Annotated in this window: 29 protein-coding genes and 1 pseudogene; 12 read left to right on the top strand and 18 right to left on the bottom strand. The window is 64.2% G+C overall.

The genetic code is table 11. The features are described from left to right. Positions 1 to 2: 2 nt before the first annotated feature. From ACFQX9_RS37335 to ACFQX9_RS37325, 3 genes are read right to left on the bottom strand one after another with little or no spacing between them, the layout of a single operon-like run. Complete coding sequence (locus tag ACFQX9_RS37335; RefSeq protein ID WP_377791995.1) at positions 3 to 638, bottom strand: GNAT family N-acetyltransferase; 636 nt, start codon at positions 636 to 638, stop codon at positions 3 to 5. A gap of 22 nt (positions 639 to 660) precedes the next feature. Then, on the bottom strand, positions 661 to 1,311 hold the full coding sequence (locus ACFQX9_RS37330; RefSeq protein WP_007596236.1) for a CoA transferase subunit B: 651 nt from the start codon (positions 1,309 to 1,311) through the stop codon (positions 661 to 663). Positions 1,312 to 1,326: 15 nt separating this feature from the next. After that, entirely contained in the window at positions 1,327 to 2,034 is a 708-nt protein-coding gene (locus ACFQX9_RS37325) for a CoA transferase subunit A (RefSeq protein ID WP_085349162.1), read from the bottom strand. A gap of 289 nt (positions 2,035 to 2,323) precedes the next feature. On the opposite strand from ACFQX9_RS37325, the gene ACFQX9_RS37320 reads away from it, so the two are divergent. The 4 genes from ACFQX9_RS37320 (at position 2,324) to ACFQX9_RS37305 (ending at position 7,643) form a co-directional block, all read left to right on the top strand. Continuing rightward, a complete protein-coding gene (locus ACFQX9_RS37320; RefSeq protein WP_162496341.1) occupies positions 2,324 to 4,252 on the top strand; it encodes an AsmA family protein in 1,929 nt (642 codons plus the stop codon). A gap of 208 nt (positions 4,253 to 4,460) precedes the next feature. Further along, positions 4,461 to 5,846: an ABC transporter substrate-binding protein gene (locus tag ACFQX9_RS37315; RefSeq protein ID WP_018453835.1), complete on the top strand. Its 1,386-nt coding sequence runs from the start codon at positions 4,461 to 4,463 to the stop codon at positions 5,844 to 5,846. A gap of 76 nt (positions 5,847 to 5,922) precedes the next feature. Beyond that, positions 5,923 to 6,795, top strand: a complete 873-nt coding sequence (locus tag ACFQX9_RS37310; RefSeq protein ID WP_018453834.1) for a carbohydrate ABC transporter permease — start codon at positions 5,923 to 5,925, stop codon at positions 6,793 to 6,795. Continuing rightward, positions 6,792 to 7,643 carry a carbohydrate ABC transporter permease gene (locus ACFQX9_RS37305; RefSeq protein WP_018453833.1) on the top strand — a complete coding sequence of 284 codons (852 nt, stop codon included), beginning with the start codon at positions 6,792 to 6,794 and terminating at the stop codon, positions 7,641 to 7,643. Before ACFQX9_RS37310 ends, ACFQX9_RS37305 begins: the two co-directional genes overlap by 4 nt. Here ACFQX9_RS37305 and ACFQX9_RS37300 read toward each other — a convergent pair. The 6 genes from ACFQX9_RS37300 to ACFQX9_RS37275 form a co-directional block, all read right to left on the bottom strand. Continuing rightward, positions 7,618 to 8,139: a DUF6622 family protein gene (locus ACFQX9_RS37300; protein WP_085349159.1), complete on the bottom strand. Its 522-nt coding sequence runs from the start codon at positions 8,137 to 8,139 to the stop codon at positions 7,618 to 7,620. The genes ACFQX9_RS37305 and ACFQX9_RS37300 overlap by 26 nt on opposite strands. 12 nt (positions 8,140 to 8,151) lie before the next feature. Then, a complete protein-coding gene (locus ACFQX9_RS37295; RefSeq protein WP_085349158.1) occupies positions 8,152 to 8,964 on the bottom strand; it encodes an ABC transporter permease in 813 nt (270 codons plus the stop codon). A gap of 4 nt (positions 8,965 to 8,968) precedes the next feature. Then, positions 8,969 to 9,883: an ABC transporter permease gene (locus tag ACFQX9_RS37290; protein WP_377791994.1), complete on the bottom strand. Its 915-nt coding sequence runs from the start codon at positions 9,881 to 9,883 to the stop codon at positions 8,969 to 8,971. Continuing rightward, positions 9,880 to 11,049, bottom strand: a complete 1,170-nt coding sequence (locus tag ACFQX9_RS37285) for an ABC transporter ATP-binding protein (protein WP_377791993.1) — start codon at positions 11,047 to 11,049, stop codon at positions 9,880 to 9,882. Before ACFQX9_RS37285 ends, ACFQX9_RS37290 begins: the two co-directional genes overlap by 4 nt. A gap of 73 nt (positions 11,050 to 11,122) precedes the next feature. Continuing rightward, the gene (locus ACFQX9_RS37280; protein WP_377792040.1) at positions 11,123 to 12,580 is read right to left on the bottom strand and encodes a glycerol-3-phosphate dehydrogenase; all 1,458 of its coding nucleotides are present in this window, start codon (positions 12,578 to 12,580) and stop codon (positions 11,123 to 11,125) included. Between the two features lie 137 nt (positions 12,581 to 12,717). Beyond that, positions 12,718 to 15,405, bottom strand: coding sequence for an EAL domain-containing protein (locus ACFQX9_RS37275; protein WP_018453827.1), 2,688 nt, complete (start codon positions 15,403 to 15,405; stop codon positions 12,718 to 12,720). 202 nt (positions 15,406 to 15,607) lie between these two features. Between ACFQX9_RS37275 and ACFQX9_RS37270 the strand changes: the two genes are divergently transcribed. Beyond that, positions 15,608 to 16,711: an NAD(P)/FAD-dependent oxidoreductase gene (locus ACFQX9_RS37270; RefSeq protein WP_018453826.1), complete on the top strand. Its 1,104-nt coding sequence runs from the start codon at positions 15,608 to 15,610 to the stop codon at positions 16,709 to 16,711. A 167-nt stretch (positions 16,712 to 16,878) separates the two neighbouring features. Here the strand turns inward: ACFQX9_RS37270 and ACFQX9_RS37265 are convergent, their stop codons facing one another. Continuing rightward, positions 16,879 to 17,058, bottom strand: a complete 180-nt coding sequence (locus tag ACFQX9_RS37265; RefSeq protein WP_007596254.1) for a YdcH family protein — start codon at positions 17,056 to 17,058, stop codon at positions 16,879 to 16,881. 111 nt (positions 17,059 to 17,169) lie between these two features. Further along, a complete protein-coding gene (locus tag ACFQX9_RS37260) occupies positions 17,170 to 17,316 on the bottom strand; it encodes a hypothetical protein (RefSeq protein WP_240543946.1) in 147 nt (48 codons plus the stop codon). Positions 17,317 to 17,385: 69 nt separating this feature from the next. Between ACFQX9_RS37260 and ACFQX9_RS37255 the strand changes: the two genes are divergently transcribed. From ACFQX9_RS37255 to ACFQX9_RS37245, 3 genes are all read left to right on the top strand, one after another. Next, entirely contained in the window at positions 17,386 to 17,592 is a 207-nt protein-coding gene (locus tag ACFQX9_RS37255) for a YdcH family protein (RefSeq protein ID WP_007596255.1), read from the top strand. 119 nt (positions 17,593 to 17,711) lie between these two features. Continuing rightward, positions 17,712 to 17,930, top strand: coding sequence for a hypothetical protein (locus tag ACFQX9_RS37250; protein ID WP_007614210.1), 219 nt, complete (start codon positions 17,712 to 17,714; stop codon positions 17,928 to 17,930). 22 nt (positions 17,931 to 17,952) lie between these two features. After that, a complete protein-coding gene (locus tag ACFQX9_RS37245) occupies positions 17,953 to 18,204 on the top strand; it encodes a hypothetical protein (protein ID WP_007614211.1) in 252 nt (83 codons plus the stop codon). Here ACFQX9_RS37245 and ACFQX9_RS37240 read toward each other — a convergent pair whose 3' ends face one another. Then, entirely contained in the window at positions 18,205 to 18,966 is a 762-nt protein-coding gene (locus ACFQX9_RS37240) for a GGDEF domain-containing protein (RefSeq protein WP_085384897.1), read from the bottom strand. Between the two features lie 141 nt (positions 18,967 to 19,107). Between ACFQX9_RS37240 and purE the strand changes: the two genes are divergently transcribed. After that, complete coding sequence (gene purE / locus ACFQX9_RS37235) at positions 19,108 to 19,596, top strand: 5-(carboxyamino)imidazole ribonucleotide mutase (protein WP_007614214.1); 489 nt, start codon at positions 19,108 to 19,110, stop codon at positions 19,594 to 19,596. After that, positions 19,593 to 20,699 (top strand): 5-(carboxyamino)imidazole ribonucleotide synthase, encoded by a 1,107-nt coding sequence (locus tag ACFQX9_RS37230; protein ID WP_377791991.1) that lies wholly within the window; start codon positions 19,593 to 19,595, stop codon positions 20,697 to 20,699. The genes purE and ACFQX9_RS37230 overlap by 4 nt, the downstream gene beginning before the upstream one ends. A gap of 36 nt (positions 20,700 to 20,735) precedes the next feature. On the opposite strand, the gene aqpZ is transcribed toward ACFQX9_RS37230, so the two are convergent. After that, positions 20,736 to 21,458 (bottom strand): aquaporin Z, encoded by a 723-nt coding sequence (gene aqpZ / locus ACFQX9_RS37225; protein ID WP_018453820.1) that lies wholly within the window; start codon positions 21,456 to 21,458, stop codon positions 20,736 to 20,738. Between the two features lie 260 nt (positions 21,459 to 21,718). Between aqpZ and rpsU the strand changes: the two genes are divergently transcribed. Beyond that, a complete protein-coding gene (gene rpsU, locus ACFQX9_RS37220) occupies positions 21,719 to 22,033 on the top strand; it encodes a 30S ribosomal protein S21 (RefSeq protein ID WP_007614218.1) in 315 nt (104 codons plus the stop codon). 125 nt (positions 22,034 to 22,158) lie between these two features. Further along, positions 22,159 to 22,809 (top strand): tetratricopeptide repeat protein, encoded by a 651-nt coding sequence (locus ACFQX9_RS37215; RefSeq protein WP_085349151.1) that lies wholly within the window; start codon positions 22,159 to 22,161, stop codon positions 22,807 to 22,809. Between the two features lie 27 nt (positions 22,810 to 22,836). On the opposite strand, the gene ACFQX9_RS37210 is transcribed toward ACFQX9_RS37215, so the two are convergent. The 5 genes and pseudogenes from ACFQX9_RS37210 to ACFQX9_RS37190 all read right to left on the bottom strand — a co-directional run bounded on the left by ACFQX9_RS37210 (position 22,837) and on the right by ACFQX9_RS37190 (position 26,809). Then, positions 22,837 to 23,799 (bottom strand): hypothetical protein, encoded by a 963-nt coding sequence (locus ACFQX9_RS37210; RefSeq protein WP_377791990.1) that lies wholly within the window; start codon positions 23,797 to 23,799, stop codon positions 22,837 to 22,839. Between the two features lie 92 nt (positions 23,800 to 23,891). Further along, positions 23,892 to 24,176, bottom strand: a complete 285-nt coding sequence (locus ACFQX9_RS37205) for a cupin domain-containing protein (RefSeq protein ID WP_018453817.1) — start codon at positions 24,174 to 24,176, stop codon at positions 23,892 to 23,894. A 34-nt stretch (positions 24,177 to 24,210) separates the two neighbouring features. After that, positions 24,211 to 24,466 (bottom strand): annotated as a pseudogene (locus ACFQX9_RS37200) (ionic transporter y4hA); the annotation flags it as partial. A gap of 110 nt (positions 24,467 to 24,576) precedes the next feature. Continuing rightward, entirely contained in the window at positions 24,577 to 26,058 is a 1,482-nt protein-coding gene (locus ACFQX9_RS37195; RefSeq protein WP_204512213.1) for a sodium:proton antiporter, read from the bottom strand. After that, positions 26,012 to 26,809: an alpha/beta hydrolase gene (locus tag ACFQX9_RS37190; protein ID WP_018453814.1), complete on the bottom strand. Its 798-nt coding sequence runs from the start codon at positions 26,807 to 26,809 to the stop codon at positions 26,012 to 26,014. Before ACFQX9_RS37190 ends, ACFQX9_RS37195 begins: the two co-directional genes overlap by 47 nt. Positions 26,810 to 26,887: the final 78 nt, after the last annotated feature.

The raw sequence follows: 26,887 nt of genomic DNA, 5'->3' as shown, positions 1-26,887 counted from the left end.
GATCACATCGCCCGCGCGAACATGCGAAAGCCCGGCGCACCGATGATCGCCTCGAACTCAGGATCGCGCTTCTCCTCCGCAAAGAGGAAGCCGGCCTTGGCGTAGGCGCGCTCGGCGGGCTCGTTGCCGATCAGGAACGATATTGTCGCCCGTGCACATCCAGCCGCTCGCCCCTTCTCCAGCGCATGCGCGATCAGTGACTGCACCAGGCCGCGGCCGCGATAGGCGGGATCGGTCGCGACATGCTCGATCATCCAATCGCCCTCGCCGCCCTGAACCCAGCAGGCGCGGGTGTAGCCGCCGCGTTGACGGATGGCCTCCAGCTCTGCCGCGGCGATTCCGGACGCGGCTGCGACTTCCTCGATCGCACGCCAAGCCGCTGGTCCCGTGCCGGCCGCCGGTAGCGCACACAAGGCGGCAGCAGGCTTGCCATCGATCTCGGCGACCAGAAATTGCGAGACGTGCCACATCGACACCGCGCGAGCGGCTGCGACGTGCGCGATGAAATCACGGCACTGTGTTTCAGGCCAACCGAGCGCAACGTCGAACCAGCCACGCGGCCGGTAGCCGCGCTGCGATGAAAGGATGGTTTGTGCGATGAAATCGGCGTCTTCGGGACGCGCAGACCGTATCGTCATGCGCGCCCCCTTCGCGAAAACCTTACGTGTTCTTCAGTGCGACGCGAAATTCGGCCTCGGTCTTGGCCTTGACCTCGTCGAGCGAGACGCCGTCGGCGAGCTCGATCAGCGCCATGCCGCCGCTGCCGTGCTTGTCGATGGTGAAGACGGCCAGGTCAGTCACGACCATGTCGACCACGCGCTCGCCGGTCAGCGGCAAATTGCACTGCTTCAGGAGCTTTGGACCGTCCTTGGCCGAATGCTCCATCACCACGACCACGCGCTTGACGCCGGCGACGAGATCCATCGCGCCGCCCATGCCCTTGACCATCTTGCCGGGGATCATCCAGTTGGCGAGATCGCCGTTCTGGGCCACCTGCATGGCGCCGAGGATCGACAGATCCATGTGGCCGCCACGGATCATGCCGAAGGAATCCGCGCTCGAGAAATACGAAGTCGACGGCAGTTCGCTCACGGTCTGCTTGCCGGCGTTGATGAGATCGGCGTCCTCTTCGCCCTCATACGGGAACGGGCCCATGCCGAGCATGCCGTTCTCGCTCTGAAGGCTGACGTCCATGCCGTCCGGGATGTAGTTCGAGACCAGCGTCGGGATGCCGATGCCGAGATTGACGTAATAGCCGTCACGCAGTTCCTTCGCGGCGCGCGCAGCCATCTGTTCACGGGTCCAGGCCATCTTAGTCTCCTGATCTCAAGCTGCCGTGCGCGGGCGGGTGTTGCGGAATTCGATGCGCTTCTTGGCCGTTCCGACCTCGACGATGCGCTTGACGAAAAGACCGGGCGTGTGGATGTGGTCGGGATTGAGTTCGCCGGCCGGAACCAGATGCTCGACCTCGGCCACCGTGACCTTGGCGGCGGTCGCCATCATCGGGTTAAAGTTGCGCGCGGTCTTGCGATAGATGAGGTTACCTGCGGTGTCGCCCTTCCAGGCGTGGACGATGGCGAGGTCGGCGAACAGGCCGCGCTCCATCAGGTATTTCTGTCCGTCGAATTCTTTCACTTCCTTGCCTTCGGCGATCAGCGTGCCGACGCCGGTCTTGGTGTAGAAGGCCGGAATGCCGGCGCCGCCCGCGCGGATGCGCTCGGCCAGCGTGCCCTGCGGATTGAATTCGAGTTCCAGCTCGCCGGCGAGGAATTGCTGGGCGAACAGCTTGTTCTCCCCGACATAGGACGAGATCATCTTCTTGATCTGGCGGGTTTCGAGCAGGCGGCTGAGGCCAATGCCGTCGACGCCGGCATTGTTTGAGACCACCGTCAGGTCCTTGACGCCGGAGTCGCGGATCGCGTCCGACAGCGTCTCGGCGATGCCGCAGAGGCCGAAGCCGCCCGACATGATCATCATGCCGTCTTTCAGAACGCCCTCGAGAGCCGACTTGGCGTCGGGATAGACCTTGTTCATGCAAATTACCTTCGAGTGAACCTTCGGCTTGCAGGCGTCGCGCCTTAGTGGCGGCGATTATTAGGCGAAATCGTCCGAAGCCGTCAATGATACGGGGTTCTCCGCTCCGCCCCTGGGTGATAGAAGCTGCCCAAGCCGTGGGCGCAACCGTTCCCGCGGCCTTGAAAGCGACAAGAAAACCCATCAAGTTGCGGCACTTAACACAATAGGTCTTGGGCGTGGGGCGCGCAGGTTTCCCAGCCCGCCTTCTGGCTCCAGCGACCAACTCGATCAGGACATGCCATTGACCATGGCCCAAGGAATGAAGCGCCTCGGGACGCCGATCGCGGCGCTGCTCGGCGTGGCGCTGATCGCCCTGATCGCGACCTCATGGCTCATCAACCGCGACGCACTGCGCAAGGCCGTGGAAACGCAGATCCGCGACGTCACCGGACTCGAGGTCAACGTCGCAGGCGCGATCGACATTTCGGTGCTGCCGGCAAGCTACATCTCCTTCCATGACGTCGGGCTGAAGGGCGGCGGCACCAGCGATCCCGCGCTCCATGTCGACGTTCTCACCGCGAACCTGCGGCTGCTGCCGCTGCTGCTGCAACGGTTCGAGATCGCGGACCTGACGCTGCTGCGGCCGCGCATCCATGTCAGCCTGAAGCCGGACGGTGAAAGCAACTGGACACCGTTCATCCAGACCATCGCGCGCACCATGAAGCCCGGCGCCGAGAATCAAGTGTCGTTCTCTGAGATCCGGATCCAGGACGGCGTGCTCAATTACGAGGACGCTGCCACGCACGGCACCGAGAAGCTCGAGGACATCGACCTGTCGCTGGCCTGGCCCTCGATCTCGCGCTCCTTCGCCGCGACCGGACAGTTCGACTGGCGCGGCGAACGGGTCGACGGCTCGATCAGCTTTTCCGATTTCGTCGCCGCGCTCTCCGGCGAGCGCTCGGGGTTGAAGGCGCGGATCGCGAGCGCGCCGCTCAAGCTCGCCTTCGACGGCAGCGTCGCCAACCGCACCAGCCCGATGATGGAGGGCACGCTCACCATCGACAGCCCGTCCCTGCGCAACGCGCTACGCTGGACCGGCCAACCGCAGCCCGCCAGCGGCGGCTTCGGCCGCTTCGCGCTGAAGGCGCGGGCCAATGTCGTCGGCGCGTCCATCGCGCTCACCAATGTCAATGTCGAGCTCGACGGCAACACCGCCGAGGGCGTGATGACCTACGCCAATAACGGCCGGCAGACGCTGCAGGCGACGCTCGCAGCCGACGCGCTCGACTTCACCCCCTATATCTCGACTTTCCGCCTGCTCGCGAGCGGCGCGCGCGACTGGAACAGGCAGCTGTTCGATCTCAACGCCTTGTCGACCACCGACCTCGACATGCGCCTGTCGGCCGCCAAGCTGACGGTCGGGACGTCGAAACTCGGCCGCACCGCGATCGGCGCGAATCTCCGCAACGGCACGCTGGCGCTCTCGGTCGGCGAGGCCCAGGTCTATGGCGGTATCGCCAAGGGCTCGTTCGGCATCGCGCGCTCCGACACCGTCGCCGACATCAAGGCGCAATTCCAGTTCACCGACGTCGACCTTCAGGCCTGCGCCTCCGAGCTGTTTGGCATCAACAAGCTGTCCGGGCGCGGCAACATCAACGTCTCGCTCCTCGCGTCCGGCTCGAGCCCGTTCGGCCTCGTGCAGTCGCTCGACGGCAGCGCCACAGTGACCGGGCATGACGGCGCGATCGCGGGCTTCAATGCCGAGCAGCTCCTGAAGCGGCTCGAGCGGCGGCCGCTGTCCGGCGGCGGCAATTTCCGCAACGGCTCTACCCCTTACGACAATCTCACCATCGCGGTGAAGTTCTCCGACGGCGTCGCCACCGCCGAGGACATCCGCGTCGAAGGACCGGCGGCGAAGATCACCATGACCGGTACCGCCTCGGTGCCGACGCGCGAATACGACATGAAGGGCGTGGCCAGCCTCAACAGCGCGTCGGGGTTCGAATTGCCCTTCGTGGTGCAGGGCCCCTGGGACGACCCCCTCGTCTTCCCCGATCCGGAAAGCCTGATCCGCCGTTCGCCGGCCTCTGCGCCCCTGCTCGACATGCTGAAAGACCGCAAGCCGGGCGACGCGGTGCGCTCCGCGATCGAGCGCATCACCGGCACCGGAAAACGTCCCGCACCGGCCGAAGCGCCGACGGCGGAGAACGCCAAGGAAGGCGCGAAGTCCAATTAAGGACGGCGATCAAGCGGCGCCAGCAGATCGGCGCGAATTGATCAGGGCGAATTGATGCGGCGATTGGATCGATGCGCACATTAAGCATCTCCTCTCGCCCGACACCCCACGACCTATGTCTGACAAGAAGCCGCTAGATCGGATAGCGGCCATGCGCTAGTGTTTTATACGACCGGTTAAAAACACCGGCCGTTTGAGGGAGAAAAACGTGAAATCCAAGGTTATTGGCGCAGTATCACTGGCGGTCGCTGCGGCCGGGCTGTTTGCAGCCGCTGCACCCGCATTTGCGCAGCAGAAGACGATTACGGTCTGGTGGGGCAAGGGCTTCTACCGCTCCGAAGACGACGCGCTGCTCGAGACGATCAAGAAGTTCGAAGCCAAGACCGGCATCAAGGTCGAATTGTCGCAGTACGCGATCCAGGACATGATTCCGAAGACGGTCGCCGCACTCGATTCAGGCACCGTGCCCGATGTTGCCTATTCCGACACCTACGACGTGCAGGTCCAGGGCAAGTGGGCCTACGAAGGCAGGCTCGAGGACCTCTCAGACATCATGGAGCCGATCAAGGATCGGTTCGTGCAGAACACGCTGGATGCGTCGATCCTCTATAACGACGTCACCAAGAAGAAGGCCTATTACGGCTTCCCGCTGAAGCAGCAGAGCATGCATGTCGAGATCTGGAACGACATGCTTGAGAAGGCCGGCTTCAAGCTCGCCGACATCCCGACCGACTGGGAAGGCTACTGGACATTCTGGTGCGACAAGGTGCAACCGGGGATCCGCAAGGCGACCGGCCAGCGCGTCTACGGCGTCGGCCAGCCGATGGGCGTGGAATCCACCGACGCTTTCCAGTCGTTCTACACCTTCATGGATGCCTATCACGTCAAGCTGGTCGACGACGACGGCAAGCTCACGGTCGACGATCCCAAGGTCCGCGAGAACCTGATCAAGGCGATGAAGGACTACACCGACACCTACATCAAGGGCTGCACCCCGCCGTCCTCGACGACCTGGAAGGATCCCGACAACAACGTCGCGTTCCACAACAAGACCATCGTGATGACCCACAACTTCACGATCTCGATCGCGGCGAAATGGTTCGAGGACTCCCAGAACCAGACGCTCACGCCCGAGCAGCGCGAAGCCGGCAAGAAGGCCTATGGCGAGGATATCATCACCGCGTCCTTCCCGAAGGCTCCGGACGGTTCGACGATCCGCTACCGCTCGGACGTCAAGACCGGGCTGGTCTTCTCCGTGGCCAAGAACAAGGCCGAGGCCAAGCAGTTCATCGCCTTCCTGCTCCAGGAGGAGAACGTCCGGCCCTATATCGAGGGTGCGCTCGGCCGCTGGTTCCCGGTGACGAAGGAAAGCCAAGAGAGCCCGTTCTGGCAGGCTGACCGGCATCGCAAGGCGGTCTACTCGCAGTTCAAGGGCGGCACCGCCGCGTTCGACTTCACCAAGAACTGGAAGTTCACCATCCTGAACAACGAGAACGTCTGGGCCAAGGCGATGAACCGCGTGGTCAGCGAGAAGGTGCCGGTGGACAAGGCGGTCGACGAGCTGATCGCCCGCATCAAGGCGGTCGCGGGCTGATCTCGGACTGCAATAAGGTATATGCTAATACCGGTCGCGGCTCTCCGCGACCGGTTGCTTTCGGTGGGTATGCGATATGGCGATCACACTTTCCGGCTCAGACACAATTCCGGCCCCTCCCCTGTCGGCGCGCCTGACCACGCAGCAGGTCTGGGGCATCTTGCTGCTTGTGCCCTATCTACTCGTCTTCCTGGCCTTCGTCGTCTATCCCGTCGGCTACGGCCTGTGGCTGGCGCGCAGTCCGGCGAACTATGTCGCGCTGTACAACGACCCGATCTTCGCGCGCGCCGCGGTCAACACGCTGATCTTCCTGGTCATCGGCATCAACGTGAAGATGCTGATCGCGCTGTTCCTGTCCGGCTTCTTCGCCCAGCAGCGCCCCTGGATCAAATGGCTGTCGGTGATCTTCATCCTGCCCTGGGCGGTGCCGTCGATCCCGACCATCCTGTCGGTCCGCTTCATGCTCAATCCCGAATGGGGCATGGTCAACCATTTCATCTTCTCTCTCACCGGCGATGACGGGCCGAACTGGCTGAACGATCCGACGGTCGCGCTGACCATGGCGATCGCCGTGCATATCTGGAAGTCGCTGCCGTTCTGGACGCTGATCCTGCTGACCGGGCGGCTCGCGATCCCGCAGGATCTGTACGAGGCGTCCGAGGTCGACGGCGCCAGTCCGTGGCAGAAATTCCGCTTCATCACCTGGCCGTCGATGCAGATGCTCTACGTCACCTGCACGCTGCTCTCGATGATCTGGACGCTCGGCGACTTCAACAGCGTCTATCTGCTCACTGGCGGCGGGCCGGCCGACCTCACGCACGTGCTGTCGACACTCGGCATCCGCTATCTCCGGCTCGACCAGCTCTCGCTTGCGATGGCCTCTATCGTCTGCGCGATACCGCTCGTGCTGCCGCTGATATACTTCATGATGAAACGGTTGTCGCGATGAAGCTTCCCACCCTCCGCGAAGTTGGCACCGAAGCCAAGCTCCTGCTGATCGGCATCCCGGTCTTCATCTGGACCATGATTCCGATCTACCACATGTTCCTGTTCGCGATCTCGCCCAAGGAGGACGCGTTCTCGGGCAAGCTGTGGCCGGATCATCCGACGCTGCACAACTTTCACATCGTGTTCTACCAGGAGCACTATTTCCTGCGAGACTTCTGGATCCAGTTCTGGAACTCGACGGTGATCGCGCTGGCCGCAGGCGCGCTGACCTTGTTCGTCGCGACCGCCGCCGCATTCTCGATCTCGCGGCTTAAGGCGCCGGGCGGCCGCTGGGTGATGAATCTCGCGCTGTTCACCTACTTCATCCCGGCGGCGTTCCTCGCCGTGCCGATGTACCGCACCATGGGCAACTACGGCCTGCTCAACAATCACTGGTCGCTGATCCTGGCGATGGTGACGATCGCTTCGCCTTACGCGATCTGGGTGCTGAAGCAGGCGTCCGACAAGCTGCCGGTCGAGCTCGACGAGGCCGCCGTGATGGACGGCGCGACCACGCTGCAGCTGTTCCGCCTGGTCTATGTGCCGCTGATGATGCCCTCGCTGGTCGCGATCGGCACCTATGCCGTGCTGCTGGCCTGGAACGAATATCTCTACGCGTTCCTGCTCTTGTCCAAGGACACCGATATCACGCTGCCGGTCGCGCTCGGCAACTTCCTCGCCGCCGACGACTCGCCGTGGGAGCTGTTGATGACCACCGGCTTCATCTACGCGCTGCCGCCGGCCGCGGTCTATTACGCCTTCAAGCGCTACATGGTGGGCGGGCTCACGGCCGGTGCGGTGAAGTCCTGAGATCCACGGCGCGCTTTCTTTGGTAGGCAACCAGCAGCGCGATCGTCGAGCCGATGAAATAGCCTGCGGTCGCGCCCGAAATCGCGCGGCCGACGACGAGTGCGAGTGCACGGTCGCTCGCATCGACCGTCGAGATCACGCCGACCGCATACTGCAGAGAGAATATGACGAGGTTGCGGATCAGCGCAAAGGCGCCACCCGCGCGGATGATCTCGCCTGTCTTGTGATCGACGTCGAACGGACGCGACGTTAATACGCCGATCGGCAACAACACCAATGCGGCCCCGCCCCAGGCAACCAGCGGCCACGCGCTATCCTGATGTCCGAAGCCAATCCGCGAAATGCCCCAGACGATGAATACGATCGGAACGATCAGCGCACGCCAGACCGGCGTCTTGCGCGGCTGCATCGCCTTGATGCCCTGCCAGACCAGATAGGCGAGCAAGGTCCAGACCCAGAGCGGCGTATGCACCAGGACCTGATAGGCAAACGTCATCATCGCCTCCCGTTATAGCGGCGCCGCGCTCTCGCCCTGCGAACTCGACAGTTTCGAGGCGAGCGAGGCGATGACGATGACAACAGCAATCAAGGCGATCACCAGCGTGCAGATCGCGTTGATCTCGGGCTTCACTCCGAGCCGCACCTCCGAATAGATCCGGATCGGCAGCGTCGCCGAGCCGGGGCCGGTGGTGAAGCTCGCGATCACGAGATCGTCCAGCGACAGCGTGAAGGCGAGCATCCAGCCCGCGACGATCGCAGGCGCGATCAGCGGCAGCGTTACGGCCACGAACGCGCGCAGGGGGTCGCAGCCGAGATCCATCGCGGCCTCTTCCAAGGAGCGGTCGAGCGAGCCGAGGCGGGACTGCACGACGACGGCGACGAAGCACATCGTCAGCGTGGTATGGGCGATCGTCACCGTCCAGAAGCCGCGCTCCGCGTTTAGCGCCACGAACAGCAGCAGCAGCGACAATCCGGTGATCACCTCCGGCATCACCAGCGGCGCATAGAGCATGCCGGAGAACAGGGTGCGGCCGCGAAACCGCTCGCCGCGCGACAGCGCCACGGCGGCGAGCGTGCCGATCAGGGTCGCAATAGTCGCCGACGAAACCGCGACGCGCAGGCTCATCCAGGCCGCCTCGATCATGGCGCGGTCATTGAAGAACTCGTGATACCAGCGCAGCGACCAGCCACCCCACACCGTCACCAGCCGCGAGGCATTGAAGGAATAGATCACGAGGATCAGGATCGGCAGATAGAGGAAGGCCAGACCCAGCGCGAGCGAGGCGACGTTGAAGCGGGACAGACGGGAGACCTTGCGCATCGCCTCACCGCCCCTGTTCCAGCTGCCGCTTCTGCAGCCGTTCGTACAGCAGCAGCGGGACCAGCAGCACCACCAACAACACGATGGCCGCGGCGGAGGCGACCGGCCAGTCCTTGTTGGTGAAGAATTCGAGCCACAAGGTCTGGCCGATCATCAGCGCATTGGAGCCGGCCAGGAGATCCGGAATGACGAACTCGCCGACGATGGGGATGAAGCACAGCAGCACGCCGGCGCCGACGCCGGGCAGCGACAGCGGGAAGGTGACGAGCCAGAACACCTGCCAGCGCGGCGCGCCGAGATCGGAGGCCGCCTCCTCCAGCACCGGCTCCATTTTGGCCAGCGTGGCGTAGAGCGGCAGGATCATGAACGGCAGGTAGGAATAGACGATGCCGATATACATCGCGCTGTCGGTGGAGAGCCACACCACGGGCTGACTAACTAGATGCAGCGCCAGCAGGATCTGGTTGAGCAGGCCGTCGTGCTGGAGGATGTTGATCCAGGCATAGATCCGGATCAGGAACGAGGTCCAGAACGGCACGATCACCAGCACCATCGCCACGGCCTGCCAGCGCGCCGGCAGCCGCGCCATGCCGTAGGCGATGGGATAGCCGATCAGGAGCAACAGCGCGGTCGCGGTGACGGCGACGGTGAGGCTACGCACATAGGCGAACACGTAGATATCGTCGGAGACGAGCAGCCTGAAATTGTCGATCGAAAGCGCGGCAAAGGCGGCCTTCAGCGCCCCCCATCCCGCCATCAGGTCGAACACCGGCTCGTAAGGCGGCTGCGCGATCGCCGTCTGCGACAGGCTGATCTTCAGCACGAAGCCGAACGGCACCAGAAAGAACAGCACCATCCAGACATAGGGCGCGATCGCGGCAAGGCGAGCTGGTCGCGCAAAAATGCGGCGCCCGCTCATGACGGCAGCACCACGCAGTCGTCGGGCGTGAACCAGGCGACGACAGGCTGGTTCAAACTGTAGGCGTCGACATCAAGGCGCGCACTGTTGGCGACCGAAGCCTGCACCATCCCTCCGGCCTCGAGCTTCACCTTGTAAGTGGTGGTGCCGCCGAGATAGCAGATGTCGGCGATCACGCCGCCCAGCTGGTTGATCGCCGTTTCATGACCGGCTTCCCTCGCCGGCCCACGGCGCGACAGTTTGACCTTCTCGGGGCGGATCGCAACCGATATTCTGACCTCACCGAACGGCTCGCGCGGCTCCGCCACCACCAGCGGTCCTGCATCGCGCGTGCCTATGATCAGACGATGACCGTCGCGCAATTTGGACTCGGCGTCGAACAGGTTGATGTCGCCGACAAACTCCGCGATCCAGCGCGAGCGTGGCGCCTCGTAGAGTTCGCGGGGACTCGCGACCTGCGCGAGCTTGCCGTCTCTCATCACGCCGATCCGGCTCGCCATCGTCATCGCCTCTTCCTGGTCGTGGGTGACGATGATGAAGGTCATGCCGAGCCGGCGCTGAAGCTCCATCAGTTCGCCTTGGGTGCTTTCGCGCAGCTTCTTGTCCAGCGCTGCGAGCGGCTCATCGAGCAGAAGGAGCTGCGGGCGTCGCGCCAGTGCACGCGCCAACGCCACGCGCTGGCGCTGTCCCCCGGAGAGCTGGTCGGGCTTGCGCTTCTCGAGTCCGTCGAGCTTCACCAGCGCAACCATCTCCGCCACACGCGTGGCGATATCTGCGCGCGCCATACCGGCGCGCTTCAGGCCGAAGGCGATGTTGTCGCGCACCGACAGGTGCGGAAACAGCGCGTAGTTCTGGAACATCATGTTGATCGGCCGCTCATGCGGCAGCGCCTGCGCGATGTCCTTGCCGCCGAGCAGAATGCGCCCTTGATCCGGCGCTTCGAAACCGGCGAGCATGCGCAGAAGCGTGGTCTTGCCGCAGCCGCTGGGCCCGAGCAGCGCAAAGAACTCGCCGGCCTTGATGTCGAGCGAGACGCCATCGACGGCCCGGAACGTCCCGAACGTCTTGGCAACGCCCTCGATGCGCAGCAACGGCTCGCCGGCAGCGAACTGCGTCTCTCCGACCGCAGCCGCAGCCGCGTCTGTTCTGGGCAACTCGTCAGTCATGGTCCTGCCAACCCCAATCAAGCCGCACGCTAGCGGCCGATCGTCCCTCACTCAACCGTTAGAGGCCGTTCGTTCACGCATTCGCCATGAACGCAGCCAGCGCATCGCATTCCCCCGCTGACATCGTCAGGCCGAGCTTGGAGCGGCGCCACAGGATGTCCTCGGGAAAACGCGCCCATTCGTGGGTCATGAGATAGCGCACCTCGGCCCCGGTCAGTTCGGGACCGAAGGCGGGGCCGAGATCGTCCCGGGTCTTCGCCTCGGCAAGCACAGCCGATAGCCGCGAGCCATAGGCCGCGACGAGGCGTTGGGCCTGCGCCTCCGAGAGAAAGCGCCAGCGGTCACGCGCAAGATCGACCTCGGTGTCGAAACGATCCCAGGCAAAATCTCCGCCCGGCAGCGCCGCGCCTGCGGTCCAGGGCGGCGACATCGGATAGAACGGCGTCAACTTCGTCACCGCGCGCTCCGCCCGCAGGCGCGAGGTGGTGACGTCACCGCCAAACATCGTGATCAGCGGCGCCTTGCGCCGTCGCGCGTCGAACAGCGTCGTGCCATCACGCCCGCGCGCGGACGCCAGCGTCAGGTTGACGCCGGAGACCGCGCGCACCACGTCGGTCGGGGCAACGCGCTCGCGGAAATAGCGACTGGCCGCTTCGCAGAGATAGCTGACGTCGGCCCCCCGCATCGCGACGATCGCAGGATCGCCGGTGAAATCGTGCGTGACTGTTCCGATCAGGGTGAAATCGCGCGCGATAGGACTCGCGAAGATCAGCCGGCCATCGCTGTTCTGGAAGACGTAGACGTTATCGGAATCGAACAATCGCGGGACGATGATCTGGCTCATCTGCATCGCCGCCATGGCGGGTTGCGGCTGCCGCAGCACGGTCTCGGCGACTATCGACGTCCAGCCGCCGGTGGCGTTGGCCAGCGCCCGGGCCGTGATCGTGCGACGATGGCCGCGGTCGACCACCGCGAGCCGCCATGTGTCGGTTCGATCGGCGCGCACACAGCGCGCTCCAGTCCGAATCACGGCGCCGCGCTCGGCCGCATCCAGTGCCGTGAGCACCACCAGTCGGGAATCGTCGACAACGCAATCCGAATATTCGAAGGCCGTGCCGAATGGTCGTTTCAGCGCGTTGCCGACCGAATGATGCGTGATGTCGAGGGTCGCCGTTGCAGGCAGGCCGCACCGGCTGGTGAGGCTGTCGTAGAGGAGCAGGCCGACGCGCAGCAGCCATGGTGGGCGCTCGTCGGAATGCGCCGGGATCACGAAGCGCATCGGCCGAACCAGATGCGGCGCGATCCGGAGCCAGATCCGGCGCTCGGCGAGCGCCCGGCGCACCCGGCGGAAGCCGCGCCGTTCCAGAACCGAGAGATCGCCATGGATCAGCCGCGGCGTTGCCGACGACGCCGCGCCGCCCAGATCGCCCTGCTCCAACAGGATGACCCGCAGGCCGCGGCCGGCGGCATCGCGGGCGAGGCTGACGCCGTTCAGGCCGCCGCCGATGATCGCAAAATCGTAATCCGCCATGAAGCCGTCGAATGGGAGCGAAACGCTCGCCATCTCTAGAGCCATTTCCCTTCCGATGAAATCGGAACGGGGCTCTAGATTCTGATTTGGCGCGTTTTCTTGACGCGAACCCGCATCCGCTGCGCTCGAAAAACGCTCTAGCCGGTCTTGAGCGCAAGCTCCATGACTTCGGCACGACCGACGAGGCCGGCATATTTCCCGATCGGCAGTGGCTTGCCGAGCAGATAGCCCTGCACGCCGTCACAGCCTTCCGCGGCGAGGAAGGCGAGTTGTTCCAGCGTCTCGACGCCCTCGGCGACGATCGACATTTCCAGGCCATGGCCGAGATCGATCACCGCGCGCACGATCGCCGCCGATTGCGGGTTGCGGCCGAGATTGATGATGAAGGCGCGGTCGATCTTGATCTTGTCGAACGGGAATGCCTGGAGATAGCTCAGCGAGGAATAACCGCTGCCGAAATCGTCCATGGAGATGCGCACGCCGAGCGCCTTGAGCCGGCGCAGCAGCGCCAGACCGCGATCGAAGTCCTCGATCAGCACGCCCTCGGTGATCTCGAGTTCGAGCCGACCGGGTGCGAGACCCGTCTCGAGCAGGATGGAATGCACGAGCCCGACCACGTCGCCGTGCATGAACTGCGCCGGCGACAGGTTGACCGCGATCTGAAGCGGCTTCGGCCAGGACGCGGCCTCGCGGCAGGCTTCGCGCAGGATCCACTCGCCCATCTCGACGATCAGGCCGCTTTCCTCCGCGATCGGGATGAATTCGGCCGGGGAGACTTGGCCGCGCACCGGATGCTGCCAGCGCGCCAGCGCCTCGAAGCCGATGATCTCGCTCTCGGCGACGCTATGGCCCGCTGCTCCCTGCGGCTGGAAGGCGAGCGAGAGCTCGCCGTTCTTGATCGCCATCGAGAGATCCTGGTGCAGCACGCGGCGATCGCGGATCTGCTGGTCCATCTCCGGCTGGAACAGGCTGATCGTGCCGCGCGACTTCTGCTTGGCGCGGAACAGCGCCGCGCCGGCATTGGCGAGCAACGAGGCGGCGTCGGCGCCGTTGTGCGGGAAGATCGACATGCCGGTGGTGACGCCGGCGCGGACCGGGCGGCCGTCGATCTGGAATTCCTTAGCGACGGCATCACCGATCTGCTGCGCCAGCGCGAGACCTGCATCCGGCTGCTTACCGTCGATGATCAGGCCGAACTCGTCGCCGGACAGGCGCGCCACCACGCCGCCGCGCGCGGAGTCCTGGAGCCGCTGGGCCACCTCGACCAGGAGCTTGTCGCCGTGCGCATGACCGAAGACGTCGTTGACCTCCTTGAGACCGTCGAGATCGACGCACAGAACCGCGAACTCCTCGCCGGTGCCCTCGCAGGCCTCGATCATCTGGGTCAACGCCTGCAGGAAAGCGGCACGGTTCGGCAAATCGGTGAGGCCGTCGTGATAGGCCATGTGCGCCATGCGCGACTCGGTCTGCCGGCGATCGGTGACGTCCTCGTGGGTCTTGATCAGATATTGCGGCTCGCCGGTGTCGCTCAGCACGGTGGCGCGGCGGGTGAGGAACAGCCGCAGCCCGTCCTTTGTGGAGATCGGGTGCTCTTCGGTGATCATCCCACGCTTCTTGATCGCGGCTTCGTCGCGCGCGATGATCAGCTTGGCTTCCTTGGGATTGAAGATGTCGGACGCGGTCAGGCCTGTGGCTTCCTCGCGCCTGCGGTTGAGGATCGTCTCGGCGCTGCGGTTGGCGAGCAGGTAGCGGCCGTCCTTGACCTGCTCGACGATCAGGGCCACCGGGATGTTGTCGACCACGAGCTCGAGGAACTTCTTCGTGCTCTCCAGCTCCTTCGACAGCGAGCGGCGATCGGTGATGTCCTCGAACACGAGCATCAGGAATTCGGGCTTGTTGCTCTCGTTGCGGACAACGATCCGGATCGAGGCAACCATGCGTCGCTCACCGGCGCGGTCGACCTCGAATTCGTTGCGAAACTGGCCGTCCGGCGAATCGAGTGCCGTGCGGTCGGTCGCCTCGATGCTGTCCGCCGAGATCGGCGCAAACAGCTCGCGCGCGTTCTTGCCGACGACATGGTCGCGCGAGAAGCCCCAGAACCGCTCATAGGCGCTGTTGGCGAAGATGTAGCGACCATCCTCGATGTTCTTTGCGGCCACGCAGGCCGGCACGTTGTCCAGCACCGTTTCCAGGAACTGCTTGGTGGAGGCGAGCTGCCGCGACAGCCTGCGCTGCTCGCTGACGTCCAGATGCGTCGTCACCGAGCCGCCGTTGGGCAGCACGAAATATTTCACCAGGATGGCCCGCCCGTCCGGCAGTTCGGTGATCAAGCCGTTGGTGCTTGCCGCCTTCTCGTAGAACTCGTCGTTGGAGGCGGCGCCGAGCACCCCGCGCTTGCGTCGCAGCTCAAGGAGTTCGTAGCCGTTCATGTTGGCCCAGAGATCCGACCGCGCCAGGCCGTAAATCTCGATATAGCGGTCGTTGCAGAAGATGACGCGCCGCTGCGCATCCGTCATCACCACGCCCTGGTTGAGATTGTTCATGGCGGAGGAGACGAAGGCATTGCGCCGCAGCTGCAGACGCCTGGTCCGGCGCAGCGAGGAATGGATCCACAGCGCGATCGCGGCGAAGAACGAACAGATCACAATTCCCGCGATCAGGGCTTCCCAGATCACGTTGGGATCAAGCTCGCCGAGATAGCTCGGAGGGGTGAAGCTGTCTGAGAGGGCAAAGGCGCGCGCAGGCGCGACCGCTGCGGCCAGGCACACGACGGCCTGCACCGCAATCGGAAGCGCGCTGCCCGCGTGCCAGTTCTTCTCAGCCATCAGCCACCCGCGATTTCAACGTCGGATTGTCTGGCCTCGCGAGTTTGGATCGGGTAAACGCCTGTACGCGCAACGGAACAATGTGGCATCAAATACGGCAATTGCCCTGACATGATAAATGCTTCCTTAACGGAAAAAGCCCCCGCGCCGCCCTCCCCAGGCGTGGGGCCATCGTCGCTTCGAGCGGACGTCCTGCACGACCATGGATAGGGTGGACTGCGTCGTCATCGGAGCCGGCGTGATCGGGCTCGCGGTGGCTCGAAAGCTGGCGCAAGCCGGGCGCGAGGTGATCGTGCTCGAGCAAGCCGAGGCCATCGGCACCATCACCTCCTCGCGCAACAGCGAGGTGATCCATGCCGGCATCTACTACCGCGCCGGAAGCTGGATGGCGCGCATGTGCGTCGACGGCAAGCACGCGCTCTATCGTTACTGTTCCGAGCGCGGCATCCCGCACAGGAATTGCGGCAAGCTGATCGTCGCGACCAATCCGAAAGAGACCGAGAAGCTGCAATCGATCAAGGCGCATGCCGAGGCCAACGGCGTGCTCGACATGCAGTTGCTCACGGGTGATGCGGCACGTGCGCTGGAGCCGGCGCTCGCCTGTGACGCCGCGCTGCTGTCGCCGTCGACCGGCATCATCGACAGCCACGCCTACATGCTCTCGCTGCGCGGCGAAGCCGAGGACGCGGGCGCGGCCTTCGCGTTTCACACCCCGCTGATCCGTGCCAAGGCGACCGCCGGCGTCATCGAGATCGAGGCGGGCGGCGAAGCGCCGATGACGCTGCAATGCAGCCTCCTCGTCAACGCCGCCGGGCTCTCGGCGACCACCGTGGCGCGCAACATCGAGGGCATGCCGCTGGAACGGATCCCGACGGCCTACCTCGCCAAGGGAAACTACTTCAGCTGCAATGCCAGGGCGCCGTTCTCGCGCCTGATCTATCCGGTGCCCGAGCCCGGTGGCCTAGGGGTGCATCTGACGCTGGACATGGCCGGGCAGGCCCGTTTCGGCCCTGACGTCGAGTGGATCGAGACGATCGACTATGAGGTCGACCCGTCACGCGCCGAGCGCTTCTACCCGGCGATCCGCAAATACTGGCCGACGTTGCCTGACGGTGCTCTCATGCCGAGCTATTCGGGCATCCGCCCGAAGATCGTGCCGCCGGCGGTGGCCACGCAGGATTTCTTGATGCAGGGCCCGCGCGATCACGGCGTCGAAGGCCTGATCAATCTGTTCGGCATCGAGTCGCCCGGATTGACGTCATCGCTCGCGATCGCGGATCACGTCGCCGAGCTCGCAAACATCTAGTGGTTTAAAGCGAATTGGATTCCGGTTGCGCGTAAAGAACTGCGTCCAGACAAGACGCTGGAGCCGCGCAAATCCTTGCACGCTGCGCGCCTTGCAGCAGGGATGAGCGCAAAGGCTCCCATCCCTGCCTGAAAGGGTGCGATCACCTCTACGCTGTTACGGGGTTACTAGTGGAGCGTGTCGCCGTGCCTGAGACGCTCGATCTGGTCCTTGACCATCAACTTCCGGCGCTTCAACTCAACAATTTGCAGGTCGTCTGTTGAAAGGTGCACGAGAGCTTCGTGCAATTCGTTTTCGAGAGTTTTGTGCTTCCGTTCCAATTCAACCAGATGTGCCTGAATTGTCATTCGAAACCTCCTCGGTAGGGGTGAACCTTGGATTCGACCGGACGAGGAAGTGTACATCACCGATTTGTTCTGTCGATGGATATCAGTCGTCGCGCTGTCATTTTTAGAAATTCATATGTAACGAAGCGTGAGTAAGGGAACCACGCGGGAAAAATCCGTGATATCAATGCGCTTGCGCAACGCCGGAGCGACCGCAGAAATATCTCGCGGGAGATCGGCGCGCGACAGCCCGAGATCGCTTGCGATCACGGCGCGCAAGGACGATAGTTTCCACAGGGCATCCACAGCCTTAATCTCACGCCTATCGGTTTTTCGGCCACCGCAGACATGACCAATGAAGATGCGCGCGAACTCGAATCCGAGCTCGCCCGGTTGCACCAGGAACACCGAGATCTCGATGTGGCGATCGATGCACTGCATCAATCGCCCGCCCCCGACCTGTTGCGGTTACAGCGGTTGAAGAAACGCAAGCTGTTGTTGCGTGACCGTATCGCGTTCATCGAAGACCAGATCACGCCCGACATCATCGCCTGATCCACGGGTAGAACTTTACGGCGGCCCCGCCGCACGTAAATCCGCTTGACTCGAAAGGAACAAAATAAGAACATTTGAGCACCCAACACCCCCGGGGAAACCGTCTAAGGAAAATGCAGATGTCGGCAACCGCCCTTCTCGACAACAGCCATTATGAACAAGCCTGCGATCAGGCGATCGCGATGTGCGACGGCAATCTGCGCAGCACCATCAAGGCGCTGATCATGGCCAATGAATATCTGGAGGCCGAGCTGGAAGAATTGCAGGCGGCGGTTTCCGCAGGCTGCATTCCGGAGACCTCGCGCAGCAAGATGCGGAGCAAGAGCAGCGCCGCCTGACTGTCAGCTATCGGAGCCGACCATGTCCGATGTCACCTATTACGTTGCATTACCTTTCCTGACCGACGAGGACGGATCGCCGGTCGCGGGTGCGGCCGAGGAATGCCAGAGCGCGGCGGCCGCGCTACGGCGCGCCGAGATTATGTCGCACGGCGCCGGCCACACCGGCGCGGTCGCGTTCAGCCGCAGCGGCGATCCCATGACCGGCGAATTCGGGGACGCAAAACTGCTCCGCAGCTTCGGCGACGTACCGAAAGACCTCGGGACGCTTTAACTAGCTGCTGACGAGCCTGATGTGCGGCTCGTGCCGCCGGTGCGCCTTGCGCACATACATCGCGGCATCGGCCTCCTCCAGGGCGCGCGTGGCGTCGGATTGCACTCCGAGCAGGGCGACGCCGGCGGAAGCGCCCGCGCTCACGTGCTGGCCGCGAAAGACAAAGGACAATTCGTCGATGGCCTGCTCGAAAGCCGCGGCCTTCGCCTTGGCGTCGGTCTCGCTGAGATTCCAGAGCAGCAGCGCGAACTCGTCGCCGCCGAGCCGGCCGACCACGTCCGAAGCGCGGATCTGCCGCGTCAGCGTGGTGGCAATCGCCTTCAGGACCTCGTCGCCGGCCGCATGGCCGAAGGAATCGTTGATCGGCTTCAACCGATCGACGTCGAGCACGATCAGCGCCCCGCTGGCGCGGTAGCGCTTCATGTAGGCGACGGCGCGGGCGAGCTCGCGTTCGAAGCCGCGCCGGTTCGGAATTTCGAGCAGGAAATCGGTGTCGGCAGCCGCCTCGAGCTCCGCGACCCGCCGCAGCGCCCCCCTGAGCTTGCTCCGGAGCTCGCGGATGGTCGCGTTGATGGCCGGCTCGATGGCCGCTTTGGCCCCGTCATCGGCAGACGCTGCCCGCTGCGACGGCCTGGTCGGACGCCGCGCCGGACCCTTGATCCGACGCTTGGCCGGACGCTTGAGAGCAACTTTGGAGCGGCCGGCACTGGCCTTCGGGCCCTTTTTGGCCTTCGCAGCGCTTGCCCTTTTTGGTTTCTTCATGGGCATCCTGCTCAATGAAGGCTTGCGGGGATTCACCAAGACAGGATAGTTCATTCCCTTCTCCTTGCCACCGCCTTGCGAGCCACCGGCCGGAACCTTTAGTCTGGCCTATCTTTCTGTTTTTCGAGAACAATTCACGTCATGACCGCGCCGATCGCCATCATCATGGGAAGCCAGTCGGACTGGGACACGATGCGGCATGCCGCCGACACGCTCGCAGGGCTCGGCGTTGCCGCCGACACCCGCATCGTTTCGGCCCACCGCACCCCCGACCGGCTGTTTACGTTCGCCAAAGGCGCCAAGACGGCTGGTTACAAGGTCATCATCGCCGGCGCGGGTGGCGCAGCCCACCTGCCCGGCATGGCGGCGGCTCTGACGGAATTGCCCGTGTTCGGCGTCCCCATCGAATCCAGGACGCTCAAGGGCATCGATTCGCTCTATTCGATCGTCCAGATGCCCGCAGGCATCCCGGTCGGCACCCTCGCCATCGGCAAGGCGGGCGCCATCAATGCGGCGTTGCTGGCGGCGGCCGTGCTGGCCTTGTCCGACCCGGCCTTGTCCGATCGCCTCGCCGCCTGGCGCAAGGCGCAGACCGAGGCCGTGGCCGAGCGCCCGGAGGACAAGGCGTGACTGACGCAAAGCAGGTGAAGCTGAAGCCCGGCGACACCATTGGCATCCTCGGCGGCGGACAATTGGGGCGGATGCTGGCCATGGCGGCGGCCCGGCTTGGCCTGCGCTGCCAGGTGTTCTCGCCCGATCCGGACTCACCGGCCTTCGACGTCGTCCTGAATGCGACCTGCGCCGAATATGCCGATGTCGAAGCACTCGAGCTGTTCGCCAACGACGTCGACGTCATCACCTACGAATTTGAGAACGTGCCGTCCGCGGCCGCGATGGTGCTGGATGCGCGCCGCCCGGTGCTGCCCAACCGCAAGATCCTCGAGACCACCCAGGACCGGCTCGCCGAGAAGGATTTCGTGACGCGGCTGGGCATCGGCACCGCAGCCTACGCCGACGTCACCTCGGTCCCGTCATTGCGCGAGGCGATCGCCAGGATCGGCCTTCCGGCGGTGCTGAAGACCCGTCGCTTCGGCTATGACGGCAAGGGCCAGGCCATCATCCGCGAGGGCGACGACGTCGCGAAAGTGTGGACCAGTCTCGCCACCAAATCGGCCATCCTGGAAGCCTTCGTGCCGTACGAGCGTGAGATTTCCGTGATCGCCGCCCGCTCGGCCACAGGCCAGGTCGAGTGTTTCGACGTCACCGAAAACGAGCACCGCGACCACATCCTGAAGATCTCCCGTGCGCCCGCCCGGGTCCCGGACGTGCTCGCCGAGGAAGCGCGCAGTATCGCCGGCAAGATCGCGGGCGCGCTCGATTATGTCGGCGTGCTTGCCGTCGAGATGTTCGTGCTCGCCAACGGCACCGGACCCAAGGTGCTGGTCAACGAGATCGCTCCGCGCGTGCACAATTCCGGACATTGGACGCTCGACGGTGCGTCCGTCTCGCAGTTCGAGCAGCACATCCGCGCCATTGCCGGCTGGCCCCTCGGCAAGCCCGTGCGCCACGGCGAAGTCGTCACCATGACCAATCTGATCGGCGACGAGATCAACGAATATGACAAGTGGTTGAGCGTCGCGGGCGCAACGGTGCACATCTACGGCAAGGGCGCGCCGCGTCCGGGCCGCAAGATGGGACATGTCACCGAAGTGCGACCCACGACCGGCAAATAACGGGACCGCGGCGCATGCCGCGATCCCGCTTTGCAGTTATGCCGTCTTCGCGCCCGCGACGACGCCAGTGGGCTCTTCGCTGAGCCAACGATAGATCACCCCGCCCAGCGCGCCGCCGATCAGTGGCGCAACCCAGAACAACCAGAGCTGCGACAGCGCCCAGCCGCCGACGAACAGCGCGGGCCCCGTGCTACGCGCCGGGTTCACGGAGGTGTTGGTGACGGGGATGCTGACGAGATGGATCATCACCAGCGCGAGCCCGATCGCCAGCGGCGCAAAGCCGGCGGGCGCGCGGCCGTGAGTCGCGCCCATGATGATGAACAGGAACATCATGGTCATGACCACCTCGGTGAGGAAGCACACGATCATGCTGTACTGGCCGGGAGAATGGGCATCGTACCCGTTGGACGCGAACCCCTTGCTGACGTCGAAGCCGGGAGCTCCGCTTGCGATGACGTAGAGCAGCCACGCGGCCACGATCGCGCCGGCGACCTGCGCAATCACATAAGGCAGGATCTGTCCGGCCGGAAAACGTCCGCCGGCGGCAAGACCGACAGTGACGGCCGGATTGAGATGACAGCCTGAGATGTGGCCGATCGCATAGGCCATGGTGACCACGCTCAGTCCGAACGCGAGGGAGACACCGACCAGACCGATGCCAACCTGCGGAAAGCCGGCTGCGATCACCGCACTTCCGCAACCTGCGAATGTGAGCCAAAAGGTACCGATAGCTTCGGCCGCGTATTTCTTCATATCCATGTGTCGTCCCCTGCTTTCAAAGATTCCGGAACAAAGCTCCGGAAACGGCCCCACCCTTGGCGTCAAATCTCCCAAATCAGGGCCGCACAGAGGTATTTTGCCTCATTTAATGGCTGAACTTGGCCCGAAGACCCGCTTGGCCGGTGGACATCCCAAGTTTTGTCTGATACATCCGCGCCCTCAAGGTTAAGGGCTTGTGCGTTTCGCCATCCCCTTTGATTTACCAGAATTCAAATCCGATCCACTGAAGAGGATGCCGCGTGCAGGTTCTCGTTCGCGATAACAATGTCGATCAAGCCCTCAAGGCGCTGAAGAAGAAGATGCAGCGCGAGGGTATTTTCCGCGAGATGAAGCTCCGCGGTCACTACGAAAAGCCCTCCGAGAAGAAGGCCCGTGAAAAGGCCGAAGCCGTGCGTCGCGCACGCAAGCTGGCCCGCAAGAAGCTGCAGCGCGAAGGCCTGCTGCCGATGAAGCCGAAGCCGGTGTTCGGTGCTGGCCCCGGCGGTGATCGTGGCGGTCGCGGCGGCCCGGGTGCAGGCGCAGGTGCAAGTGCTGGTCCGCGCGGACCGCGCTGATTTACCCGACTTGAGAGATTTCATTTTTCGATGACGCGGGCCCCTGGCCCGCGTTATTGTTTTGTGAGCGGTGCCTTGCTGGGATGGGGCACTACCGATGCGGCACTAGCGCGAGCGAACCGTAGATGGCCTCCCCTCTCCCCAAGCGCGGCTTGGCGCGGCTACGGCAGATCTTGCAGCAGCCGTTTGCGCTGGCCTTGATGGGGATTTCGCTATGCGGCTGCTCCTTCGACCTGGGGTCGCTGACGCCGGAGAAGGAGAAGCCGCAGGAGGCACCCAAGGCGGCCACGACCGCTGAGAACGTGGTCAGCGCCGGCAATGTCAGCGAAGCCCAGGCCCATACGGCAAAGGCCCAGGCTCTGGCAAAGTCCGGCGAGACGGCGGCCGCGCTCGATGAATTCAATCACGCGGTCGGACTCGATCCCTACAATGCGCAGGCGCTCTATGGCCGCGCCCTGATCTACCAGGGCAAGAACCAGCACGACTTCGCCATCGCCGATTTCAGTGCCGCGAGCGGCCTTAACCCGCAGAAGGTCGAGCCGCTGCTCGGCCGCGCCACCAGTTATCTCGCCCTCGGCAAGGTCAAGGAGGCCGCGGCCGATCTGGATGAGGCTTCCGAGGCCGATCCCCACAATGCCCAAGTCTGGACCATACGCGGGCAAGCCTATGAACGGCTGGGCGACAGGACCAAGGCGGCGGCGTCCTACACCAAGGCGGTCTCGCTTCGCCCACGCGACGACGCCGCCCGCAGCGGCCTCGCCCGCGTCGGCGGCTGACAAGTCTGGCGCAGCGCAGGCGCCGTCTTAATCCGGGGTGACGCTCTTCGGCAGAACGGAGTGGAACATGGACTTAACGCCCGACAGCATGTCGTCGGCGACATTGGTCTTCGGCCGCGGCATCGACGCGCCGGCATCGGCGCGCAGATCGAGCGGGGGCGCAATCATCGGGACCGGAATATCAGCCGGCGGCGTCAGCCGATTCGGGTTCTCGTTGCCGATCGACGCCGTGTAGGGCGGGCTCGGCTGCAACGAGCCGCCATTGCCATAGGCCTCGGCTGCGGGTGTCGAGACCGTGATCGGCGGCGGCAACGGACGCACCGATGACGTATCCACGGGAATGATACGCGGGGCCTCCGGAGTGCGGGCGGCTTCACGCACCGCAGGCTCCTGAGTCTTCTCGGGCGCCTTGGTCTCGGAAGACTTATTGTCGGAAGCCTTTGTGTCGGCAGCCTTTGTGTCGGAAGCTTTGGCCTCAGCCGCTTTGCTCTCAGGCGACTTGCGCAGGCGCTCGATCGCGGCGCGCACGAGATCGTTGGCGTCGGGGGTTGCGGCCGGCGCGGCAGCAGCGGGCGCCGAATTGGCCTCCACCACCGGGGTGGCGGGAGCGGCTGCACTGACGGCCGGCGTGGACTTGGCGACTGCCTTCTCGCGACCGGACGGCTTGCCGCGCGGGGCGGCCTCGGCCGGTGCCACGTCCGCCGTCGAGGTCTTCGACTCCGCGCCCGGATGATCGGCAGCCTTCTCGGCCGCCGGCTTGTCCGTCACGTTCTTCTCGGAAATGCCCTTGGCCTTGACGCCCGGCGCGGGGAGGTTGGCCACATCGGCGGGCTTGCCGTTCTTGCCGGCCTCGGCGGGCGCCGTCACGGCCGCGGGCGCATCCGCCGCCGGCTTGGCGTTGATGTAATGATTAACGATATACGCCCCGATGATCGTTGCGAGCACCGAGGGGAAGATGTCCATCGAGATTTTAGCGATGTATTTCAGCATTCCGGCCACTCCCCGCGCGATCTGATGCGGGAACTTTGAGGCATAGTGAGGGATCAACTGCGACGGATCAATGGCAAAGGGGTACGCCGGACTTACGACTTCAGCTCAACCTCAAGGAACACGATCTCGGTTGCGGTTTCGTTAAGCACGTCGTGCTGGACGCCGGCCTTGCGAAAATAGGATTTCCCGGCCGCAAGCTGTGCTTTGGACCGCTCGCCATCGGGCGCCACGATGGTCATTTCCCCTCCGACCACGGGAACAATGACGTAGTCCATGCCATGGGTGTGATGCCCGGTGGCGCTGTTTGGCGCGAGCCGCCACTCGGTCACCCGAACCTGCTCATTGTCGACCTGAACCTCGGACTCGGCGGCAAGCATCGGAACTCTCCTGGGGCATATCCGGAAAACCGGTTCAGGGCACGAAAACCACGAACACGTAGACGGCAAATACCACCTTATGGACCAGCCCGAACAGGACATTGGTCCTGCCCGTACCGAAGGTCAGCATGCTCAGGAAGAAGGTCAGGAGCAAAGGCAGGCGGCGCGCCGATCCTGGCCGCGACGGCATCGACCACCAGCGAGAATTTCTTGGACAGCAACACGACCGCCAGCAGCGCAATCAGCAGCAGCACGACGCGGAGCACCAAGGCCCGGCCCGACAGATGCGCCTCGCACGGCCAGCGCCGGAAAGATCCAGGCCGATCGAGGCGTCGGATTGTGCGCGCTCATCCATCGGCTCCAATTGTCTCAGCCGAGCAGTAGCAATCGCGCGGCAGATTCAATGCCAGCGCAGGATCGGAGCGAACGGCAGCAGCGTCAGCAGCACGAACAGCGGGATCAGCACCGCGCTGGCGCGCAGGAAATAACCGAAGAAGCTCGGCATCTCGATGCCGTTCTCGCTGGCGATGCTGCTCACCATGAAATTCGGCGCATTGCCGATATAGGTAAGCGCGCCCATGTAGACTGCGCCCATGGAGATGGAGGCGAGCGTGCCCGAGAGTTCGTGCATCAGCATCTGCGGGTCGCCGCCGGCGAGCTCGAAGAACAACAGATAGGTCGGCGCATTGTCGAGGAACGCCGACATCAGACCGGTGAACCAGAAATAGGCAACCTCGCGCGGCGTGCCGTCCGGAGCGGTCACGGCCGACAACAGCCAGGCGAACGCGCCGTGATGGCCGGCATCGAGCATGGCGATGACCGGGATGATCGCGATGAAAATGCCGGCGAACAGCTTTGCGACTTCGCGGATCGGCTCCCAGGTGAAGCCGTTGGCCTGCCGGTGCTCGTCCGGCGTCAACCACACCGACAGGCCCGCTATGGCCAGCAGCGCCGCGTTGCGGGCGATATCTTCCAGCTCCAGCCTGGTTCCGAGAATGTCGAAAGCGATGCCGGGCTTCCACATCGCCGAGGCCAGCAGGCTCGCGACGATGGCTGCAATCAGCACCAGGTTGACGAGGCCGCGGATGCGGACCGGCTTCGCGGCGCCGGCGGCGCCGAGCAAGGGTTCGCTGCGGAAGCGCCAGACGTCGATGACGACGAAGATCGCGAGCAGCAGTCCGGCAACGATCGCCGTCTGCAGCCAGATGGTCCGCGTGGTCCAGAAGAAGTCGACACCATGCAGGAAGCCGACGAACAGCGGGGGATCGCCGAGCGGGCTCAGCGCGCCACCGACATTGGCGACCAGGATGATGAAGAAGATGACGACATGGGCGTTGTAGCGCCGCGGTCGGTTGGCGCGGATCAGAGGGCGGATCAGGATCATGGCCGCCCCCGTGGTGCCGACGACACTCGCCATCACCGTACCGAGCGCGAGGATGCCGGCATTTGATGCCGGCGTCGCCTTGATGTCGCCCGTCACGAGAATGCCGCCAGCCACGACATAGAGCGAGAACAGCAGCACGATGAAGCCGAGATATTCGGCGAGCATGGCGTGAACGAGCGCCGCCAACGTCGCCATGCTCCCGGCCAGGATGACGAGCGAGGCGAGTGCCAGCAGCGACCAGGCCGCGGCGATCTTGCCGTAATGATGGTGCCAGACTTTTGCAAACAGCAGCGGCCCGAGAGCGATCGACAGCAGGAGGCCGGCAAAGGGCAGCGCATACGGCCAGCGCATCGCCGCGCCGTCGAGCCCGGTCGCCGCCCATGCGTGCTGTGGCAACAACACGACGAGGATCGCGGCGATGAACCCGCTCGCGCGCCGAACGACAAGCCGTCTAGAAAGCAATGAAGTGCCTCGCCGTTTCAATCGCACCGAACGCATCGAGATTGTCGTGTCCACCGCCCGCAAAGCGAACGAACTCCTTCGGTTCGTGCGCAAGCGCGAACAGACGCTCTCCGAACACGATGGAAATGGCAAGGTCATCGGTGCCATGCATCACCAATAGCGGCACAGTGACGCGCGGGATGCGCTCGTCGGAATGAAATGGATCTCGCATCAGCAGGCGGACCGGAACGTACCAGAACGATGAAGCTGCAATATCGGCCGTCGATGTATAGGGCGCTTCCAGGATGAGTTTTCCAACACGATGCTCCGAGGCGATCGCGACCGCCACGCCGGTCCCGAGCGAAAAGCCCCACGCGACGATTCGCTCCGCCGCGTAGCGCGCGGTGGTGAAGGCGTAGGCGGCCGCGGCATCGCGCAGCAGGCCCGCCTCGCTCGGCGCCCCGCTCGAGCCGGCATAGCCGCGATAGGACAGCGCGACCAGGCCGGTGCCGTCCGCCGTCATGGCCTTGAGGCGGCTGACGCGACCAGCGAGATAATCGCCATTGCCCGGAAAATACAGGATCACGGGGCGGCCTGGCTTCGCCGGCACGTGCCAGACGATGACATTCTCGCCATCGGAGGTAGTCAGGACGTGCTCTTCGGCCTCGGGGAAGCCTGCGGCGTCCGGCGTGGTGCGACCGACGGGCGGGATCGGAAACAGCATCTCGCGCTGCCTGACATACAGCACGAGGAGACCGGCGCAATAGACGGTCACGAGCAGGATGGCGATCCATTTGACGATGGTCATGATGACGCGACCCGGCCCCTGTTCAGGGTTTGCACCGGCTCGGCAGCAATTTCATGACATCGCCCGAGGCGGGCCGGA

Origin of the sequence: Bradyrhizobium sp. GCM10028915 (assembly GCF_042666195.1) — a bacterium.
GTDB classification, from domain to species: domain Bacteria; phylum Pseudomonadota; class Alphaproteobacteria; order Rhizobiales; family Xanthobacteraceae; genus Bradyrhizobium; species Bradyrhizobium canariense_D.
The sequence above is the reverse complement of the archived record's forward strand: the minus strand, read 5'-3'. Positions and strand labels throughout refer to the sequence as shown.